Genomic DNA, 16,585 nt, shown 5'->3' with positions numbered 1-16,585 from the left:
AGGGGCGCTGTGTCTTTTCTAATGGGTTAATTATTCCGCTTCCTGTAATTTTTTCAGTTGTTCGTTGTGAAACGCTTCCATGATGCTTCTTTGTTTTTCTTTCAACTGCACCGCCGTCAGCTTTTCCGCGCCCGCGGGCAACGAAGGCGCGTCGGGCAAGGGCTTCAGCTCCACTTTCTTCGCCGTATACGAGCGTTTCTCGCTTTCCAGCGCCAGCACCACGCCCTGCGGCGGCCAAACCCCGTTCACCGGCGAAAACAGCATCGGGATCTCGGTGGTGTACCAGATCACGAAAGATTCTTCGCCCACAACGGCCGTAGCCCGCTGGCAACGGAACCCCGCGATGGTCTTCGTTCTCCCGGAGGTTTTTATTTCCGCGGCAGGTTTGTAATCTTCTTCCGAATACCAAACCCCGGCCACCACGCTATCTTTATTTTGCGTGAGGACCGACAAATACCGCTTGTTTAGCAAGTCAATATACGTTGCGTTGGTGACAGGGGGGCGCAGTGATGATGACCGGCCAACCGGCCCGGGAGCCGCCATCGCCCCGGCTACACCTGCCGAAACGGAAACTCCGCCCGGAGGCCCGCCGCCGGCAGGGAGGCCCAATGTCATTTTCCGCATCATATTACCGCCGTTCTCCGTTTCCAGCTTACCCATCCCGCCGGCAAAGGTGAACGTCTGGTTGAAAGTGATGAGGTTCGGCATGTCGGGCGGAGGCGTGTTGCTCGTGGTCACCGACCCGTCGGCACTGCGCATCACCATCTTGAACTGGCCCAGCTCGATCTTGGAGTTCACTTCGTATTCGATCACGCCAGACGGCTGCTGCGCCTGTACGGCAGCGGCGGTCAACAGTCCGGCACAAAGAATCAGGTACGTTTTCATGGCTTTTTTCCGTAAAGATGACGCAGCCGGCCCGGGAAAAGGGTTAACCACTCATAACGTTTGTTAATTAGTGTTAAGCGTCTCGCGGCTGTTGGATCAGAATGAATAGCTTTACATCATGCGCAACCGCATCAGAAACATACTCGTGCTCATGACCGCCTGCATCCTCGGCATCCTCACGCTCCAGGGGTACTGGCTGTACCAGGCGTACCAGATCCGCCTGCAGGAATTCCAGCGCGATATCAACGACGCCCTCCGCACGGCTGTTTTCCATAAACAGTTCGGAGACGCCGGCAAAGTGCTCGGCCTGTCCAAATTCAACCTCACGTTCACCTCCACCATGCCAGACAGCGTCTCGCCCATGGGCCAGGTAACCCGCATCGTGAGCGACCTGGATTCCGCCGCAACTGCTTCCGGCGCCGTGGTCAAGAACGCATACTTCTTTGCAGGGCCCGCGCGCCGGGCGCTTCCGGCCGACGAATTCGGGATCCCGCCGGAAGGGGAGAACGTCGAATTGCACATGGTGCGCCGCGACACCCAGATCCGCCAGCTGACGGATACGCTGTCCCGGAAAATTTCGGAAGTGCTCGTGAGAAGGGATTTTTATCGCACCTCGCTTACTATCAACCAGTTAGACAGTCTTTACCGGATAGAGCTGGGTAACCGGGGGATCAATACCGGCTTCCAGCTGGATACGCTCGCGCTCAACCACGAAACCCTTCAATCCCTCCCCAAATCGCCGTTCCGCACCACCATCATCCCTTTCAATCCCATCAACAACATCTTTGTTACCGCTATTTTCGCGAGCCCCATGCCGCATATTCTCGGCCGGATGACCGGGAGCCTCGCCGCCACGGCTGTTTTGCTGCTGCTGACGGTCGGCTCGTTCCTGTATATGCTTCGCACGATCCTCCGGCAAAAAAGACTATCGGAAGTCCGCAACGATTTCATCAATAACATGACCCACGAGCTGAAAACCCCCATCGCCACCGTATCCGCGGCCGTGGAGGCGCTCGAGCGGTTCAACGCCCTGGCCGATCCGCAGAAAACCGCCAATTACCTCCGCATCTCCCGGCAGGAGCTCCAGCGCCTGGGCGACCTCGTCGAAAAAGTGCTCCACATCGCCGCGGAAGAAAAGGAGGATGTGATGCTCCAACCCGAAATGGTGGACCTTAATGATATCATCGCCGACATCATTTCCAACCACCGCCTCAAATCCGGTAAAAAAATCGATTTCAGCTATACCCTGCTCGCCGACCCGCTCGTGCTCGCCGATCCCACCCATCTTTCCCACGCCATCAACAACCTGGTCGACAACGCCATCAAATATTCCAACGATCCGGCTGAAATTTCCGTGCATGTGGCCCGCCGGCCGGGATGGGTGCGCATTTCGGTGAAAGACAATGGTATCGGCATCCCGCATGGTTATCACAACAGCATTTTCGATAAATTCTTCCGCGTACCGTCCGGCAACCTGCATAATGTAAAAGGTTTCGGGCTTGGATTGAGTTATGTGAAGAAGATCGCCGAGAAACACGGCGGTAGCATCAAAGTAAAAAGCGAGCCCGACAAGGGCAGCGAATTTCAACTGGAAATCCCCGCAGCATGAGCCCATCCCAACCCGTCATATTACTCATCGAAGACGAATGGCAACTCGCACAGATCGTGAAAGACAGCCTCGAAACCCGCGGTTTTAAAATGATCTGCGCGGCAGACGGCGTGGAAGGCCTTCGCCTGTTCCGCCAGCACAAACCGGATGCCATCGTGATGGACGTCATGATGCCCAACCTCGACGGATTCTCGCTCACCACCGAAATCCGGAAAACCGACAAGCAGGTACCCATCATTTTCCTCACCGCCAAATCGCAAACCGCGGATGTGGTAAAAGGATTTGAATCCGGGGGGAACGATTATCTGAAAAAACCCTTTAGCATGGACGAGCTCATCGTCCGCATACGCTCGCTGCTGGCCCGTTTTGGCGGACACGCGGCACCGCCTCCGCCGTCCGAAGACGAAATCCTCATCGGCCAGTTCCTTTTTCAGCCCTACAAGCAGACACTCACGCGGAACGGATACACGGAGTACCTCTCGCACCGCGAGTCCGAAGTACTGCTGCGCCTTTGCCGGCACAGGAACCAGGTGATGGAGCGCCGGCCGGTATTGCTCGATCTCTGGGGCGACGATAATTTTTTCAACGCCCGCAGCATGGACGTTTTCATCACAAAATTGCGCAGGTATCTGAAAGACGATCCGAAAATCCAGATCGTCAATATTCGCGGGGTGGGGTATAAGTTGATTAGCTGAAGAGGTAGAGCACGTCTTCTTTCGTGAGTTTTTTGATGAAGCCGGAATCGTCGGCGATGATGTCTTTCACCAGTGATTTCTTCCGTTCCTGCAGTTCCAGGATTTTTTCTTCCACGGTGTCTTTACAGATCATGCGGTAGGCGAAGATGTTCTTCGTTTGCCCGATACGGTGCGTCCGGTCGATGGCCTGTTGTTCCACCGCGGGGTTCCACCAGGGGTCTACGATGTAGACGTAGTCGGCCGCGGTGAGGTTGAGACCTACGCCGCCGGCTTTGAGGGAAATGAGGAACACGCGGCATTCCTCGTTGTTCTGGAAGTTCTGGATGGCTTTTTCGCGGTCCATGGTGCTGGTGGAGCCATCGAAATATTCATACGGTATCTTCTGATGGGCGAGGCGGTCTTTAATGAGGCCGAGCATGCCGAGGAATTGACTGAATACCAGCACTTTGTGATTGCTGATGTTTTCAGAGATCTCGCGCGTCAGCTCATGCAGTTTCACGGAGTGGTTGGGATATTTTTCCGCTTCGTTGAGGATGGCGGGCGAGTCGCAGATCTGGCGGAGCTTCATGAGGCCCTGCAAAATCGTGAGCTGGCTGCGTTCCATCCCCTGATCTTCGATGACGCCGAGGATCTTGGAGCGGTAGGAGTTGCGGTAGGCGTCGTAGATATGGCGCTGTTCCGGGTCCATTTCGCAGAAGATGACGGTCTCGATTTTCTCCGGCAGGTCTTTGGCCACCTGTTCCTTCGTTCTGCGGAGAATGAAGGGATAGATGAGTTTTTTCAGGTGCTCTTTCCTTTCCTCGTCCTGGAACTTGTCTATCGGTGTGGCGAATTCGTTGCGGAAGAAGTCTACGCTGCCGAGCATCCCCGGGTTGAGGAAGTTCATCTGGGCGTAGATATCGAAGGTATTGTTTTGCATGGGCGTACCCGACAGCGCGATGCGGTTGCGGGTGTTCAGCAGTTGCGCGGCCTTGGTCACCTTCGACTGCGGGTTTTTGATCGCCTGCGATTCATCGAGGATCACATAATCGAAATCGATCTTCATGAGCAGCTGCACATCGCTGCGCAGGGTGCCGTAGGTAGTGATGATGACATCGAAAGCCCCCAGCTCCTCCGAAATCCGGAGGCGTTGCGGGCCGTGATGGATGTGATAGGTGATGCCCGGTGTGAATTTCTTGATCTCGTTCTCCCAGTTGTAGATCAGCGTGGTGGGGCAAACCACCAGCATGGTGCATTGTTCGTGCTCGTTCTTGTAGTGCTGGATGAACGTAAGCGCCTGCACGGTTTTACCAAGACCCATATCGTCCGCCAAAATCCCGCCCCACTTCACTTCGTCGAGGTAATTGAGCCACTGGAAGCCGCTTTCCTGGTAAGGCCGCAGGTTGGCGTTGAGGTTGCCGGGCAGGTCTACGCTGCGGATCTCGTCGAACTGGAGCAGTTTGCGCCGCTTTTCGTCGAGCTCGACAAGGATGGCTTCGTCGTCGATGAACTCATACAGCTCGTCGATCACCGAGAAGTTGTATTTGCTCAATTTGAGGCCGGCGCCTTTATCTTTTTCTTCCCCGATCTTGAAAAGCAGGGAATATTTTTTCAGCCATTCTTCCGGCAGCAGGCCCAGGGAGCCGTCTGCCAGCTGCACGTAATTCTGTTTATTGGCGAGCGCGCGCTTGATGTCGCGTATCCCGACTTTCTGATCGCCATATACCACTTCCACCTGCGCGTCGAACCAGTCGATGCCGGAGCTGATCTGCAGGTTGGTGACGGGTTTCTGCGCCGAGAAGCGGAAGTTCCGCAGTTGCTCGAAGCCGAAAACGCGTACGTCCATTTCCTTCAGCGCATCGAAGAAGAGGAAGAACCAGTTGTTCTTCAGGGCTTCTTTTGCGCGGAGGAAGAAATAGTTGTAGTTGCTGTTGACGGAGAAGTTGGTGTGCAGCGCGCGGATGCTGTTCACGAAATTATCTTCCGCTTCCTTGTTCCGGTGGATCACCAGTACTTTATTGCCTTCCTGAACGGTGATGCGGGTTTCCTCGTTCCATTCCACGTCGTGCCCATGATAGGAGAACGCGGGCTGGATCACGAATGTTTCGCCCATTTCTTTCAGGTAGACGCGGTTTTCGGGGATCACGTCGTCCACTTCCGCCAGCAGCGACGCATCGTACTGAACGGCGTATTCCCTGCCCAGCGGGAGGATGGATTCCTTGAGGAAATCCTGCCACTCGTTGGTAGGCACGCGCACGGCGTTATGCTCCTGGTATTGCAGGAGGTGGATGGAATCTTTCGGATTGTTGAAGTAATGCAGGGTGTTGTTGTAAAGGAACAGCAGCGGGCTGGCCCACTGGTTGGCCGATACGTTCACGGCTTCGCCGTCGATGTCTACCCAAGCGGTCACTTCTATATGATCGCCGCCGTTGCCGGCTTTGAAGTAAGGTTTGAGGGGATATCCGGATACCTGGATCTGTTGCAGGTTCTTGGTTTTGAACAACTGCCCGTCGCGCAGGAGGAACACGAGCCGGTGATCGGTCAGCAGCGGGAACAGCTTGGCGAGTTTGGGCTGGAGGTATTCCACGATGAGCTCCATGGTTTCCATGGGCAGGCCGCTTTCGCTTTCGTGCATGATGTTTTCCCAGATGCCGGCGAAGGGGGAGTTCTTGTTGAGGAACTTGTTGACTTCGGTGTGCTGCAGCTTGCGGATAGGCGAAATGAGGTCGCGGTCTTTCTCCTTGAAAAGGTAAAAGTCGACGTATTTGCCCAGGTCGATACGGTTTACCAGCGACACGAATTCCGTTTCTTCTTCGTTCGCGTCTCCGCTCACCAGTTCCATCTGGAAGTAGGGGAACAGTTTGTCGTTGGCATTGAGCACCACGCCCAGTCGCCTGGATACAGTGAGCGTTTCTTCCGGTTCCGGGGCCGATTCGGATTTGGCGGCGGCAACGGTCTCCACTTTTTTGATGGTGGGGTCGAGCACGCGCAGGAAGGGTTTCCCGTTCATGTAGGAGAACGCGAATTTGCCTTCGAGATCGTCGCTGAGCGAATAACCGTAGGAGGAGAGAAGTTTGTTCTTCTCTTTGTCCCAGTTACGGAGCGTATCGAAATAGAAAGGCCCGTGAGCGGTGAGGAGCTGCAGGAACAGCGCAGTTTTGTGGACGCAGAGCGGATGCTCGTGCTCGTCGCAGGTACAATGCGTGTCGAAATTGCGTTCTTCGTTCCGCTGGAGGATGAGGGGATATTTCTTCCCTTCGGTCCGCAGTTCGGCTTCCACTTTCTCGTCTTTGGCGGATTTGATGACGGCCTGCGTTTTCCGCAGAATGCGGTCCGCTTCGGAGATGATGGTATTGGAAGTAAGGAGTTTGATGGTCTTCAGATCGATCGACTTCATCTTGATCAGCGTGTGTTGCTGGTCGTATTGCGTGTCGAACGCATCGAAATGGTTCCTGTCCAGCATTTCCTGGAGCTGGAAGAGGGCGGCGGCTTCGTGGCGGCAAATGTCTCCCAGGTTATAGGGGCATTGGCAGCGCACGCTCATCGTAGCCGGCTCGTTGTATTTGCTGATGGTAACTTTATAGAAATTGGCATGCGTATCGCTCTTCACCCGGAACGAGGCCGAGCGCAGTACGGGATCGCCTTCGAGCAGCTCTACGCCGCCGGTTGCGAATATGCGTTTCCCCCTTCGGATCACCTCGTCGGTGCCGTTATTATATACGTATTTTAATAAATGGGGTAGCGACATGCTTTCCTTGTGATGCCTTCTTTTGTTTGAGCCGGGGTTTTATGACATTTGGCGCTGTCGGGATCTTCACTCGATTCTTCTGTTTTTCTTCGTTATTCCATACAATGACGGCTCAAAAAAAGGCAATCCACAAAAGTAAGCAAAAAAATCCAAAAAGAATCGCTGAAACGGGTCCTAAATCCTGCCGTACCCGCAAAAAAATGTACACCTCAAATGGAAAAATATCCATTGAGTACCGGGGGGCTCCTGCTGTACTTTTGTATAAAATCTTTCTATGGGAAACACCCTTTCTATCAGTAATTCTAAAGGCCAGGACCTCGGCCTTACCATTCTCCGCGTTGGCGTGGGCTTATTGTTCTTCTACTTCGGCTGGCAAAAGCTGGCCGGTGGTGCGCAATTGTGGGCCATGATCGGCGGGGCCATGAATTTCCTCGGCATTTCGTTCGCACCCACCTTTTTCGGGCTGCTCGCTACCATAGCCGAATTCGCCGGCGGATTGCTCCTGGCGCTCGGCCTTTTCACCCGCTGGGCTTCCTGGTCGCTCGTGATCACGATGGTCGTGGCAGTGATCCTCAAAGCCAATACCGGTAACGGGATGGTAGATGTAGCCTCTCCGCTCTTCGCCCTCCTCATCACCCTGGCGTTTGCCCTGGGCGGCGGTGGCGCATGGTCGGTAGACAATCTGCTGAAACAAAAGAGATCTTCCGGCGCGCTGGCTTAAAACCCATCGCCCGGACCAACCAAAAAGGGTGAGTTTTCATTATGAAACTCACCCTTTTACGTGTATGCGTAGTCGCAATTACTTCTCTTTTATCAATTCGCCGTTCTGCAGGATGGGCAGCACATTGGCACCATCGGGCGTAAGGCAGAAGCGGATATCTTCCTCCAGGCCGTAACGGGCCAGCCGCTGGAAGTGCGACGCCTGCTTCATGAACCCGAAAAGGTCGCCCTTCGCGCTATGGTAGAGGGTTTCGGCGGCCAGTGCGGAATCGCAGTTGACGTCGAAATGCTCCTTGATACGGCTAACCACCGCACCGGCGAACAGCGTATCTTCCATATTTACCCGGTCTTTCCACGCCGCGCATCCCAAAATCACGTTCTGACCCTGTGAGATGAGGTATTCGCACACGGAAGAAATGTTCGGGAACGATCCGGTGATGATCTGCACAGCGTCTTTGGCCATGTGCAGCAGCTTGGTACCGTTGGTGGTAGTCAGCACCAGCACCTTTCCGTCGATAAACTCAACCGGGTATTCGAAAGGGGAATTGCCGTGCAGCAGCCCGTCCGCAATCTTGCCGTCGCGCTCGCCCGCCGTGATGGCGTTGAGCTGGCGGCCGATGTTCACGCATTCTTCCACCGTAGCCACGGGTATCACTTTGGCGGCGCCGTTATGGAGCGCGGTACAGATAGTGGAGGTGGCCCGCAGTACGTCGATGATCACCACGATGCTGTTCTTTACGTCGAACAGGTGCAGCAGTGCGGGAGACAGGCATACTTCCAGCCTGGGTTTGTTAATCTCGCTCATTCTTTCTTTATATATTAATCAAGGATCACACGCCACTTTTCGCTCTCTGCGTATTCCTTGATGATTTGATTGCGTAATTCCAGCAGGCGGACCATGTATTTCCGCAGGTACAGTTTTTCGAGCCATTTCCCGAAAACGCCGTAAGGTACGCCAAACTCGAAAACGTCGATCATCACCGTTCCGTTCCCGATTTCCCTGAAAAAATGGTCGTGTTTCATGTGGGTGAAATCGCCCTTTTCCATTTCGTCGGTAAAGTGCCCATGTTTGTCCATGGCGGTGATCCGGGTGGTCAGCTCCCTGTTTTTACCCAGGTGCCGGGCGCGCCAGGTCACGGTTTCGTCGTACTCGATCAGCCCGTTGGTCCGCCCTCGTATGGCTTCCTCTTTCAGGTGCGACATACTTCGTTTGTGCAGGGTAATGCTCCGGCTCAGGTCGAAGACCCTTTGCAACGGCGCATGAATGACCGTGGTCAGATGAATACTTGGCATAGCGGTTATACAGTTTAAAGATATGGTCGTCTTGGGTGTGCTGCTGTAACGCTGCGCCGGGCAGAATTGGTATGCGTTCCGCGGAATTATCCGAGGAAGGGCACTTTCACCACTTTTGCCTTCAGCAGTTTATCGCGCACAGCAATATAGATATCGGAATCCAATGCTGCAAACGCAGTTTTTACATATCCGAGGCCGACAGCCTTCTGGAGGGAGGGAGATTGGGTGCCGGAGGTAACCCGTCCGATCACATTGCCTTCCGCGTCCTTGATTTCGTAGTCGTGACGGGGGATGCCTTTGTCCACCATTTCAAAACCGACCAGTTTCTGCTGTACGCCTTCGGCTTTCTGTTTTTCGAAGATCGCGCGGGAGGGGAAGTCTTTGGTAAACTTGGTGATCCATCCCAAGCCGGCTTCCATGGGGCTGGTACGGTCGTCGATATCGTTCCCGTATAGGCAGAAGCCCATTTCGAGGCGGAGCGTGTCGCGCGCGCCGAGGCCCACAGGCTTGATGCCTTTGGATGCACCCGCTTCGAAAATCGCGTCCCAGATCTTGTCTGCCGCGCCGTCTTTGTCTTCGAAATAAATCTCGACCCCGCCAGCTCCGGTGTAGCCGGTGGCGCTGATGAGCACGTTTTCCACCCCGGCGAAGGTCCCCTTCGCGAAGGTGTAGTATTTCATATTGACGATGTCCACGTCCGTCAAAGTCTGCAGCACGCTCGTGGCGTTGGGGCCCTGGATGGCCAGCAGGCAGGTTCTGTCGGAAATGTTCTCCATGTCTACGTTATTGGTATTGAACTGGCTGATCCAGTTCCAGTCTTTCTCGATATTGCTCGCGTTCACCACCAGCATGTAGGTCTTGTTCTCCTCGATGCAATACACGAGCAGGTCGTCCACGATCCCGCCTTCGTTGTTCGGCAGGCAGGAATACTGCGCCTTGCCGGCAGTGAGCTTCGATGCGTCGTTGCTCGTTACGCGCTGGATGAGGTCGAGCGCATTTTCGCCCTTGAGGATGAATTCGCCCATGTGGCTGACGTCAAATACGCCTACACTGTTGCGCACGGCGGCATGTTCATCGTTGATACCCGAATAGGAAATGGGCATGTTGTATCCCGCAAATGGGGCCATCTTGGCTCCCAGCGCAATGTGTTTGTGCGTAAATGGCGTGTTTTTCATGTGTTTATTCATTTTTTTGTTGTAACCGGCTTTCGGGCCGGGCAAATTTAGTACATAATTTATGGATTGGACAATCGGACGCTTCCCGTCAGACAATCCCATGATAAATAATGAGTTCATCCCGGCTATTCGTCTTATTTTTGCCCCAAAATCCCCCCGGAGTGAAAAAGCTTTATCTCATCCTGCCCCTGGCGGGTATGGCCCTCACGGCCTACCCCCAGAAAAAAGCCGACAAGAAAACGCTCGGCAACCTCCAGGCGCATGTAGCCTACCTCGCCTCCGACAAGCTCGAAGGCCGCCGGACCGGCACCCCGGGCGAACAGCTCGCCGCCACCTATATCGCCGGCCAGATGCAGGCGATCGGGCTCAGCCCGAAAGGGACCGACGGGTTCCTGCAACCGTTCCTCGTCCGCGAAGGACTGGAATCCGGGCCCAAGGCGCGCTTTTCCATCAACAGCCAGGCCCTCAAAGCCGGCGACCAGTTCCTTCCCCTGCCGTTTTCCGCCCGCAAAAGCGCCAAAGGCGAGGTGCTGCCGGGGGTGAACGAGGTCGATAACGTATGGCTCATCAATGTAAAAGATGCGAAAGATGAAATAAACCCCCACGGCGCTCCGCTGGATTTCTATATTAAAAAGACCAAAGAAGCCAGGGAGAGCGGCGCCACCGGCATCGTGTTCTTCAACGGCGGCGAAGACCTGCAAACGGTCAGCAGCTGGCTCGACCTTCCCCACGAAACCCTCGCCATCCCGGCGATCTGGGTAGGGGAGGAAGGGAGCAAAACCCTCTCGGCCGACGATGCCAACGGTTTCCAGATCGAGCTGGAGGCAGACCTGGTGCCGTCCAAACGCACGGGCACCAACGTGGTCGGCTTTATCGACAACGGCGCACCGGCCACCGTAGTCATCGGCGCACATTATGACCATCTGGGATACGGGGAAGACCATAACTCCCTCGCGCCCAATGAAAAAGTGGTGCATAACGGCGCAGACGACAACGCTTCCGGGACGGCCGCGCTCCTGGAAGTGGCGCGGTTGCTGAAGGAATCCAAACTCAAAAATGCCAATTACGCCTTCGTCGCCTTTTCGGGCGAGGAGCTGGGGCTTTTCGGCAGTAAATATTTCGCGGAAAAAGGGCCCGTTCCCATGCAGCAGGTGAATTTCATGCTGAATATGGACATGGTAGGCCGGCTTTCTGCGGAAAAAGGGTTGCAGATCGGCGGATACGGCACCTCGCCCGTTTGGGGCGAAGTGGTGCCGGGTGCGGTACCGAAAGGGCTGAAGGTGAGTTACGACTCCTCCGGACTGGGGCCTTCCGACCATGCTTCGTTCTACCTGAAAAACGTGCCCGTGCTGTTTTTCTTCACCGGCACCCATGGCGATTACCATAAACCCGGCGACGATACCGAAAAAATCAATTTCGACGGGGAACTGACCATCGTGAAACTCGTATACGGCATCGTCGAAAAAACGAACGGCCGCCCGAAACTGGCGTTCACCCGCACCAGTGATCCGCCGCCGATGTCAGGGACCGGGTTCACGGTGACTTTGGGCGTTATGCTCGACTATACGTTCAAGGGCGGTGCGAAAGTGGAATCCGTCAGGGATGGGAAACCCGCCAAGGCCGCAGGTGTGGAAGCGGGAGATGTGATCGTTCGGCTTGGGGATTACGCCGTGACCGATGCCATGAGCTATACCAAGGCGCTCGGCACTTTCAAGAAAGGCGATAAAACCTCGGTGAAGGTGAAACGCGGGTCCGAAGAGAAAGTATTTGACATCCAATTTTAAATCCTTTATTTATAACTTGCGCCATGCGTTATTTAATTATGGCCGCGGCCCTGCTGGCAATTGCGTGTAACCCGGTTCGTGAGCGGACGGATACTTCCAATTACCAGGTGATCGGGGAAAAATGTTATGTGCTGCGCCAGCAACCGATGCAGGACAGTGCGGTGAAGATCGCCAAAGACAGTATCGTTCAATTCCTGGAAGGGAAGGGGTTTGCCGCCAAATTCATCGAGAAAGACAGTCTGATGTTCCGCCGGGCCAACGGCCTGCAGGTGGAGATCGTGCTGCCGGCCGTGCAAAATGCGTGGGAATCCAACGCGATCATCGTTTTCGATCCGCAGAAGAATCCCTTCTTCGTGAACCTTCACAAGGGCACGTCGCAGGTACGGCAATACGTGACCGGACAGTAAAATCCCTCGAGACAGACAGTAACAGACAGTAGCCGACTTATTAATCCTTAGAATATCCTAATCCCTGACCATGCATCAACACATCCGTGTGACGGCGGAGGCCGTCGTGCTCCGGTACTCATCCAAAGAAGGCATGATGGTGCTTCTTACCAAGCGGACCATCCCGCCGCACATATTCAAATGGGGCCTGCCGGGCGGATTCGTTCATAACGATGAGGCTTTGGAGGCTTGCGTGCATCGCGAACTGAAAGACGAAACCGGCCTGAAGGCCAATTACCTCGAACAAATGAGCACCTGGGGCCATCCGGAACGCGATCCCCGCGGGCGGGTGCTTTGCGTGGCGCACCTGGCGCTTATCCGCCATTCGGCCAGCAAGATCGTGTTGGGAATGGGAACGAAGGAAGCGAAGTGGTATCCCGTCCGCGAGTTGCCCGTTACGGCGTTCGACCACGCGGAGATCGTTGCGGCGGCTATCGAGCATCTGCGGGTACGGTTGCATACCGAACCGCTGGCGTTCGAGATGCTCGACGAAAAGTTCCCGGTTTCGGAGTTGGAGAAGTTGTACGAATGGGTGTACGACCGGTCGGTCGACCGCCGGAATTTCCAGAAAAAGATCAACGGGCTCGGGTTGCTGGCTGCCCGTCCGGAGAAATTGAAGCACCCTTTGCAGGGGCGCCCCGCTCAATTATACAGCTTCAACCGCGACAAATTCCGGGAATTGAAGGAAAGCGGATCGCCAGTGGAGATTTTCTCATAATGCATTTACAATCAATTTAAATGGTTTTATACACAAATTAAAAATTACGATCTTTCGAAATATCGTTGTTTTGTGTATGATTTACGTAAATAGTTATTGATGCCTTGCCTGCAGCGGGTTTCAAGGAAAAACGCCAAAACCAAAGGAAACGTGCCGAAAATGCCTCGTCCTTATGTATTGACCGGGATATTGATGACCTTGTTCCTATTTCACTTTTTCATCTTCGGGTATTCTCCGTTGTATGAGCCTGGCCCGGCGGTAATAAACAACTTATGGCTGATCGTGATTTGGCTCGGTGTCTGGACCCATATTTTGTACCTCGACCGCAAGGCCAATTACATACCTTCCTGGGCGCTGAGATTACCGTATTGGTATGCCGGTATGCGGGCGATAAGCTTTACGCTTGTGATAAAGGCTGAGTTTTCTGTTCCGGGACGTTGGAGTATGCTGGTGTTCAATCTGTTATTTCTTGTATCGAACGTGCCGATGTTCATCTGGTGGGGCGTCGTTTTCTATTACCAGCGCCGCCAACGGGCGATAAGGGCCCGGCGGAGGGCAAATCAGGTGAAACGATGACCATGCTCAGTGGAGAATTGTGACGAGCGCCGTAACTTTATGACAATACGATTTAAATCCCTATTCATGCGTACCGCTCGCAACCTTCCGTTTTTCTTCCGTCCGCACATCCAATTATTACTGCTGGCCCTGGCTTGCTTCGCCTGGGGAAATTTTTTCGCTTCGCGGGAAGCGTATATCACTGATTGGGGCACTCACTGGTACTGGCCACACGTTTATATTTATATGGTCGTGGTGCTGATCGGCGAAACGATTGTGTACAGGCTGGTAACCCGGTTGTTGTGCTGGCCCTGGCTGTCGCACATCCACGTGGCGTCGATGTACTTTTTTGCCATGGCGATGTGGGTGATCGAAGTGTCCGGCGACGTGCCGGGAGTCAGCATGGGCCCGCTTTCCCATGGTTTGCAGTGCTTTTCGGAGTACTTCCTGCTGGCGGGGCATCTTGCTTTCTTCGCGCATATCTCGATCGGCGTTTTTGTGGGCGCGAGGCCGGCCGCATGATTTTTCCACTGTGAAAACTTTGGAGGGGTGGTTGAACGTTCAGGCGATCGCGTTTCCCTATTTTTGCGATGCCTATGAACCGCCTGAACAAAATTTCCCGGTATCTCCGTCCGGAAACGCTATTGATTTGCATGGCGTTCTTCCTTTTCATCATCGATCTCGTACGTGTGCTCGACGGTAGCCCAGTTGGTTACCACGACAGCAGTTTTTACCTCCCACCCGCGCTGTGGCCGCGTTTCGGGGCGGTAGTGCTGCTCGTTATGGCGGCGGTTTACCGTTTTACCCGGCGTTACCGCCAATGGCCGGCGCTGCAGTATTTCCATGTGGTCAGCTACCTGGCCATTCCCCTGATCATTTGGCTGGGCGACCGGTTGATGGACGTTCCCTATCCCGGCAATCCCGTTGTTTTTTATTACAGTCCGGCCACAGAAATGTGGATCGGTATTTTGACGATAATCCTCGTGATGGGGCAGCTCGCGTTCGTTGTGAACGTGGTTGCCGGATTTATGCGCGGCAGAAAAAATTTCCAACATGTATAGTTTGAAGTTGAATCGACTCCTCCGGCCGGAGGCGCTACTTTCCTTACTGGCGGCCCTTTTCCAGGTGAAACACTGGAGCCTCGAAAGCCATGGGCTCCGCCTCCGGGGAGATACCTCCGATTATGTGACCACGATCGTTTTCGACAGCTGGTATGCACCTTTTTCTGTGGTGGCGCTGCTGTTTGCGGGGGCGTTCTGGCTGGCGCGGCGGTTCCCGGAAAGGGGGCTGATGCCGTATGTGTGTTTTGTGAGCGTGTTGGCGGTGCCGTTAATTACATATAAGGTGGCGTCAATTTATCGTGTGACGTATTTTACGGGGAATCCTTCGTGTTACATCGCGGGAACGGAATTCTATAAGACGTTGCTGAATGCCTTGCTGATGGCGGTTTTCGCGGCATTCGTAGTTGGACGGATAATTTATCTGGTGAAACTGGCGGCATCCTATGTGAAAGACGTTACATTCAATGCATGAAAGTTCGTTTCAATTTCCGGTGGTTTTTGCGGCCGGAGGGGTTGCTGGTGTTGATGGCGGTTTTCTGGGCCTGGGTGCATGTGATGATTACCGGGTTCGGGTATGACATGAGCATTTTCTGTGCAATCCCGATTTTCTGGCCGGGAGAAATGATCCTGATGCCGGTGGTGTTCCTGGTTTTCGCCGGGCTGTATCATTTTACGCGGAAATACCGCCAATGGCCGCTGCTGGCGGGTATCCATATCGCCAGTCTGTTCGCTATACCAGCGCTGGTTTATTTATGGTCACCAAGATTAAGTACGATCTTGTATGAATTTTCCAGTTTCCCGGATAAGCCGATGCAGGAGGAATGGATCCGGCAGGTAAACCGGTACAACGCGTTCCTTGATTCCGCCATAAAGCCCATCGGGGTTTTCATCATCGCGGGGCAAGTTGTTTTTATCGTAAATTTCATTGCGGGATTTGTACGCGGTAAAAAAGTCGTAGCATGAAACTTCCTTTCTCTTTCCGGTGGTTTTTGCGACCGGAGGGGTTGATCACGTTGATGACCGTTTTCTGGTTGGTGGTCTATGGTATTAATTCCTCCCTGGGATACGATTACTTCGGTATCTGGCCGGAACCGACGCTGCTATGGCCTTTGGTGTTGTTTGTATTTGCTGCGATGTATTATTTTACGCGGGGATTCCGGCAGTGGAGTGGTTTGCAGTATTTCCATGTGGCGAGTTTGGTCATTTTCCCGGTGTTGATGTTTCATTGGGCGGCATCGGTGGGCGATATGCCGGAGGAGTCTTATGTTTTTCCCGATCTCGCCAGCCGGCATAGATGGGAAGCGTACCAGGCGATGGTGGATGTGTTGATTTTGCCGGCAGCGATTTTCGTTTTTATAGGGCAGGTTGCTTTCATCGTAAATATCATTGCCGGGTTCATCCGGGGTAAAAAAACACTTGCATGAAAAAGCCGAATGTTTTCCGGAGGTTCCTTCGGCCGGAGGTTATCCTTATCCTGCTGGCGCTGGTCCTGGCTACGGCTGCGCTCTTCCCATTGGATACCAACCAATCGATCGACATCCACCTGCATGACACTTATTATGTGATCGCAATTTCACACCTGTGCATGCTACTGGCCATTCCGCTTGCTTTCACCGCGGTGGTTTATTTTCTGACGAGGAATTTCCGGCAGTGGGCCGTATTGAAATACTTCCATCTACTGAGTTTTGGGATGATCCCGGTTTTGCTATACTTTCTTTCGGCGGATTTCCAGATGAGTTATTACCGGCAGGAAGCCGGGTTCGATCGCTTCAATTCCATCAATATGCTCACGCTTGCAGTAGTCCTCATTTTCGTTCTCGGACAAGTGGCATTTCTCGTGAACCTCACCGCCGGGTTCATCCGCGGCAAAAAAAGCCCCGCCCCCGTACAATAACGCAATTGCGCCGCGGTGTCCGA

At 54.1% G+C, this 16,585-nt stretch carries 18 protein-coding genes; 13 read left to right on the top strand and 5 right to left on the bottom strand.

Annotation, left to right across the window (positions count from 1 at the left end; translation table 11 throughout):
* Positions 1–30: 30 nt before the first annotated feature.
* Positions 31–885, bottom strand: coding sequence for a hypothetical protein (locus ACQKLP_RS00685; protein WP_427319108.1), 855 nt, complete (start codon positions 883–885; stop codon positions 31–33).
* 118 nt (positions 886–1,003) lie between these two features.
* Between ACQKLP_RS00685 and ACQKLP_RS00680 the strand changes: the two genes are divergently transcribed.
* The gene (locus ACQKLP_RS00680) at positions 1,004–2,494 is read left to right on the top strand and encodes a sensor histidine kinase (protein ID WP_427319106.1); all 1,491 of its coding nucleotides are present in this window, start codon (positions 1,004–1,006) and stop codon (positions 2,492–2,494) included.
* The gene (locus ACQKLP_RS00675) at positions 2,491–3,189 is read left to right on the top strand and encodes a response regulator transcription factor (RefSeq protein WP_427319104.1); all 699 of its coding nucleotides are present in this window, start codon (positions 2,491–2,493) and stop codon (positions 3,187–3,189) included. Before ACQKLP_RS00680 ends, ACQKLP_RS00675 begins: the two co-directional genes overlap by 4 nt.
* On the opposite strand, the gene ACQKLP_RS00670 is transcribed toward ACQKLP_RS00675, so the two are convergent.
* Positions 3,182–6,916 (bottom strand): SNF2-related protein, encoded by a 3,735-nt coding sequence (locus ACQKLP_RS00670; protein ID WP_427319102.1) that lies wholly within the window; start codon positions 6,914–6,916, stop codon positions 3,182–3,184. The two genes, ACQKLP_RS00675 and ACQKLP_RS00670, sit on opposite strands and share 8 nt — an antisense overlap.
* Positions 6,917–7,190: 274 nt before the next feature.
* On the opposite strand from ACQKLP_RS00670, the gene ACQKLP_RS00665 reads away from it, so the two are divergent.
* Positions 7,191–7,637, top strand: coding sequence for a DoxX family protein (locus ACQKLP_RS00665; RefSeq protein ID WP_427319100.1), 447 nt, complete (start codon positions 7,191–7,193; stop codon positions 7,635–7,637).
* A gap of 78 nt (positions 7,638–7,715) precedes the next feature.
* On the opposite strand, the gene ACQKLP_RS00660 is transcribed toward ACQKLP_RS00665, so the two are convergent.
* From ACQKLP_RS00660 to gcvT, 3 genes are all read right to left on the bottom strand, one after another.
* Complete coding sequence (locus ACQKLP_RS00660; RefSeq protein WP_427319098.1) at positions 7,716–8,441, bottom strand: 2-phosphosulfolactate phosphatase; 726 nt, start codon at positions 8,439–8,441, stop codon at positions 7,716–7,718.
* A gap of 14 nt (positions 8,442–8,455) precedes the next feature.
* On the bottom strand, positions 8,456–8,929 hold the full coding sequence (locus tag ACQKLP_RS00655; protein WP_427319096.1) for an SRPBCC family protein: 474 nt from the start codon (positions 8,927–8,929) through the stop codon (positions 8,456–8,458).
* 86 nt (positions 8,930–9,015) lie between these two features.
* Complete coding sequence (gene gcvT / locus ACQKLP_RS00650) at positions 9,016–10,104, bottom strand: glycine cleavage system aminomethyltransferase GcvT (protein ID WP_427319094.1); 1,089 nt, start codon at positions 10,102–10,104, stop codon at positions 9,016–9,018.
* Positions 10,105–10,265: 161 nt separating this feature from the next.
* Between gcvT and ACQKLP_RS00645 the strand changes: the two genes are divergently transcribed.
* From ACQKLP_RS00645 to ACQKLP_RS00600, 10 genes are all read left to right on the top strand, one after another.
* On the top strand, positions 10,266–11,888 hold the full coding sequence (locus ACQKLP_RS00645; RefSeq protein ID WP_427319092.1) for a M20/M25/M40 family metallo-hydrolase: 1,623 nt from the start codon (positions 10,266–10,268) through the stop codon (positions 11,886–11,888).
* Positions 11,889–11,911: 23 nt separating this feature from the next.
* The gene (locus ACQKLP_RS00640) at positions 11,912–12,295 is read left to right on the top strand and encodes a hypothetical protein (protein WP_427319090.1); all 384 of its coding nucleotides are present in this window, start codon (positions 11,912–11,914) and stop codon (positions 12,293–12,295) included.
* Positions 12,296–12,365: 70 nt separating this feature from the next.
* On the top strand, positions 12,366–13,052 hold the full coding sequence (locus tag ACQKLP_RS00635; RefSeq protein WP_427319088.1) for an NUDIX hydrolase: 687 nt from the start codon (positions 12,366–12,368) through the stop codon (positions 13,050–13,052).
* A 99-nt stretch (positions 13,053–13,151) separates the two neighbouring features.
* Positions 13,152–13,628: a hypothetical protein gene (locus ACQKLP_RS00630; RefSeq protein WP_427319086.1), complete on the top strand. Its 477-nt coding sequence runs from the start codon at positions 13,152–13,154 to the stop codon at positions 13,626–13,628.
* 66 nt (positions 13,629–13,694) lie between these two features.
* Complete coding sequence (locus ACQKLP_RS00625; RefSeq protein ID WP_427319084.1) at positions 13,695–14,129, top strand: hypothetical protein; 435 nt, start codon at positions 13,695–13,697, stop codon at positions 14,127–14,129.
* Positions 14,130–14,203: 74 nt separating this feature from the next.
* Positions 14,204–14,668 carry a hypothetical protein gene (locus ACQKLP_RS00620; protein ID WP_427319082.1) on the top strand — a complete coding sequence of 155 codons (465 nt, stop codon included), beginning with the start codon at positions 14,204–14,206 and terminating at the stop codon, positions 14,666–14,668.
* 1 nt (position 14,669) lies between these two features.
* Positions 14,670–15,140, top strand: a complete 471-nt coding sequence (locus tag ACQKLP_RS00615) for a hypothetical protein (protein ID WP_427319080.1) — start codon at positions 14,670–14,672, stop codon at positions 15,138–15,140.
* Complete coding sequence (locus tag ACQKLP_RS00610) at positions 15,137–15,631, top strand: hypothetical protein (RefSeq protein WP_427319078.1); 495 nt, start codon at positions 15,137–15,139, stop codon at positions 15,629–15,631. Before ACQKLP_RS00615 ends, ACQKLP_RS00610 begins: the two co-directional genes overlap by 4 nt.
* Positions 15,628–16,092 (top strand): hypothetical protein, encoded by a 465-nt coding sequence (locus tag ACQKLP_RS00605; protein WP_427319077.1) that lies wholly within the window; start codon positions 15,628–15,630, stop codon positions 16,090–16,092. The genes ACQKLP_RS00610 and ACQKLP_RS00605 overlap by 4 nt, the downstream gene beginning before the upstream one ends.
* Positions 16,089–16,562: a hypothetical protein gene (locus ACQKLP_RS00600; RefSeq protein ID WP_427319075.1), complete on the top strand. Its 474-nt coding sequence runs from the start codon at positions 16,089–16,091 to the stop codon at positions 16,560–16,562. The genes ACQKLP_RS00605 and ACQKLP_RS00600 overlap by 4 nt, the downstream gene beginning before the upstream one ends.
* The last annotated feature ends 23 nt before the right edge of the window (positions 16,563–16,585 follow it).

Source organism: Chitinophaga sp. NPDC101104, assembly GCF_050277495.1.
Classification (GTDB): domain Bacteria; phylum Bacteroidota; class Bacteroidia; order Chitinophagales; family Chitinophagaceae; genus Chitinophaga.
The sequence above is the reverse complement of the archived record's forward strand: the minus strand, read 5'-3'. Positions and strand labels throughout refer to the sequence as shown.

Bases quoted from the DNA above. Each gene is read 5' to 3' on its own strand.
- ACQKLP_RS00685 (WP_427319108.1), bottom strand. From the start codon at position 885: ATGAAAACGTACCTGATTCTTTGTGCCGGACTGTTGACCGCCGCTGCC.
- ACQKLP_RS00680 (WP_427319106.1), top strand. From the start codon at position 1,004: ATGCGCAACCGCATCAGAAACATACTCGTGCTCATGACCGCCTGCATC.
- ACQKLP_RS00675 (WP_427319104.1), top strand. From the start codon at position 2,491: ATGAGCCCATCCCAACCCGTCATATTACTCATCGAAGACGAATGGCAA.
- ACQKLP_RS00670 (WP_427319102.1), bottom strand. From the start codon at position 6,916: ATGTCGCTACCCCATTTATTAAAATACGTATATAATAACGGCACCGAC.
- ACQKLP_RS00665 (WP_427319100.1), top strand. From the start codon at position 7,191: ATGGGAAACACCCTTTCTATCAGTAATTCTAAAGGCCAGGACCTCGGC.
- ACQKLP_RS00660 (WP_427319098.1), bottom strand. From the start codon at position 8,441: ATGAGCGAGATTAACAAACCCAGGCTGGAAGTATGCCTGTCTCCCGCA.
- ACQKLP_RS00655 (WP_427319096.1), bottom strand. From the start codon at position 8,929: ATGCCAAGTATTCATCTGACCACGGTCATTCATGCGCCGTTGCAAAGG.
- gcvT (WP_427319094.1), bottom strand. From the start codon at position 10,104: ATGAAAAACACGCCATTTACGCACAAACACATTGCGCTGGGAGCCAAG.
- ACQKLP_RS00640 (WP_427319090.1), top strand. From the start codon at position 11,912: ATGCGTTATTTAATTATGGCCGCGGCCCTGCTGGCAATTGCGTGTAAC.
- ACQKLP_RS00635 (WP_427319088.1), top strand. From the start codon at position 12,366: ATGCATCAACACATCCGTGTGACGGCGGAGGCCGTCGTGCTCCGGTAC.
- ACQKLP_RS00630 (WP_427319086.1), top strand. From the start codon at position 13,152: ATGCCTTGCCTGCAGCGGGTTTCAAGGAAAAACGCCAAAACCAAAGGA.
- ACQKLP_RS00625 (WP_427319084.1), top strand. From the start codon at position 13,695: ATGCGTACCGCTCGCAACCTTCCGTTTTTCTTCCGTCCGCACATCCAA.
- ACQKLP_RS00620 (WP_427319082.1), top strand. From the start codon at position 14,204: ATGAACCGCCTGAACAAAATTTCCCGGTATCTCCGTCCGGAAACGCTA.
- ACQKLP_RS00610 (WP_427319078.1), top strand. From the start codon at position 15,137: ATGAAAGTTCGTTTCAATTTCCGGTGGTTTTTGCGGCCGGAGGGGTTG.
- ACQKLP_RS00605 (WP_427319077.1), top strand. From the start codon at position 15,628: ATGAAACTTCCTTTCTCTTTCCGGTGGTTTTTGCGACCGGAGGGGTTG.
- ACQKLP_RS00600 (WP_427319075.1), top strand. From the start codon at position 16,089: ATGAAAAAGCCGAATGTTTTCCGGAGGTTCCTTCGGCCGGAGGTTATC.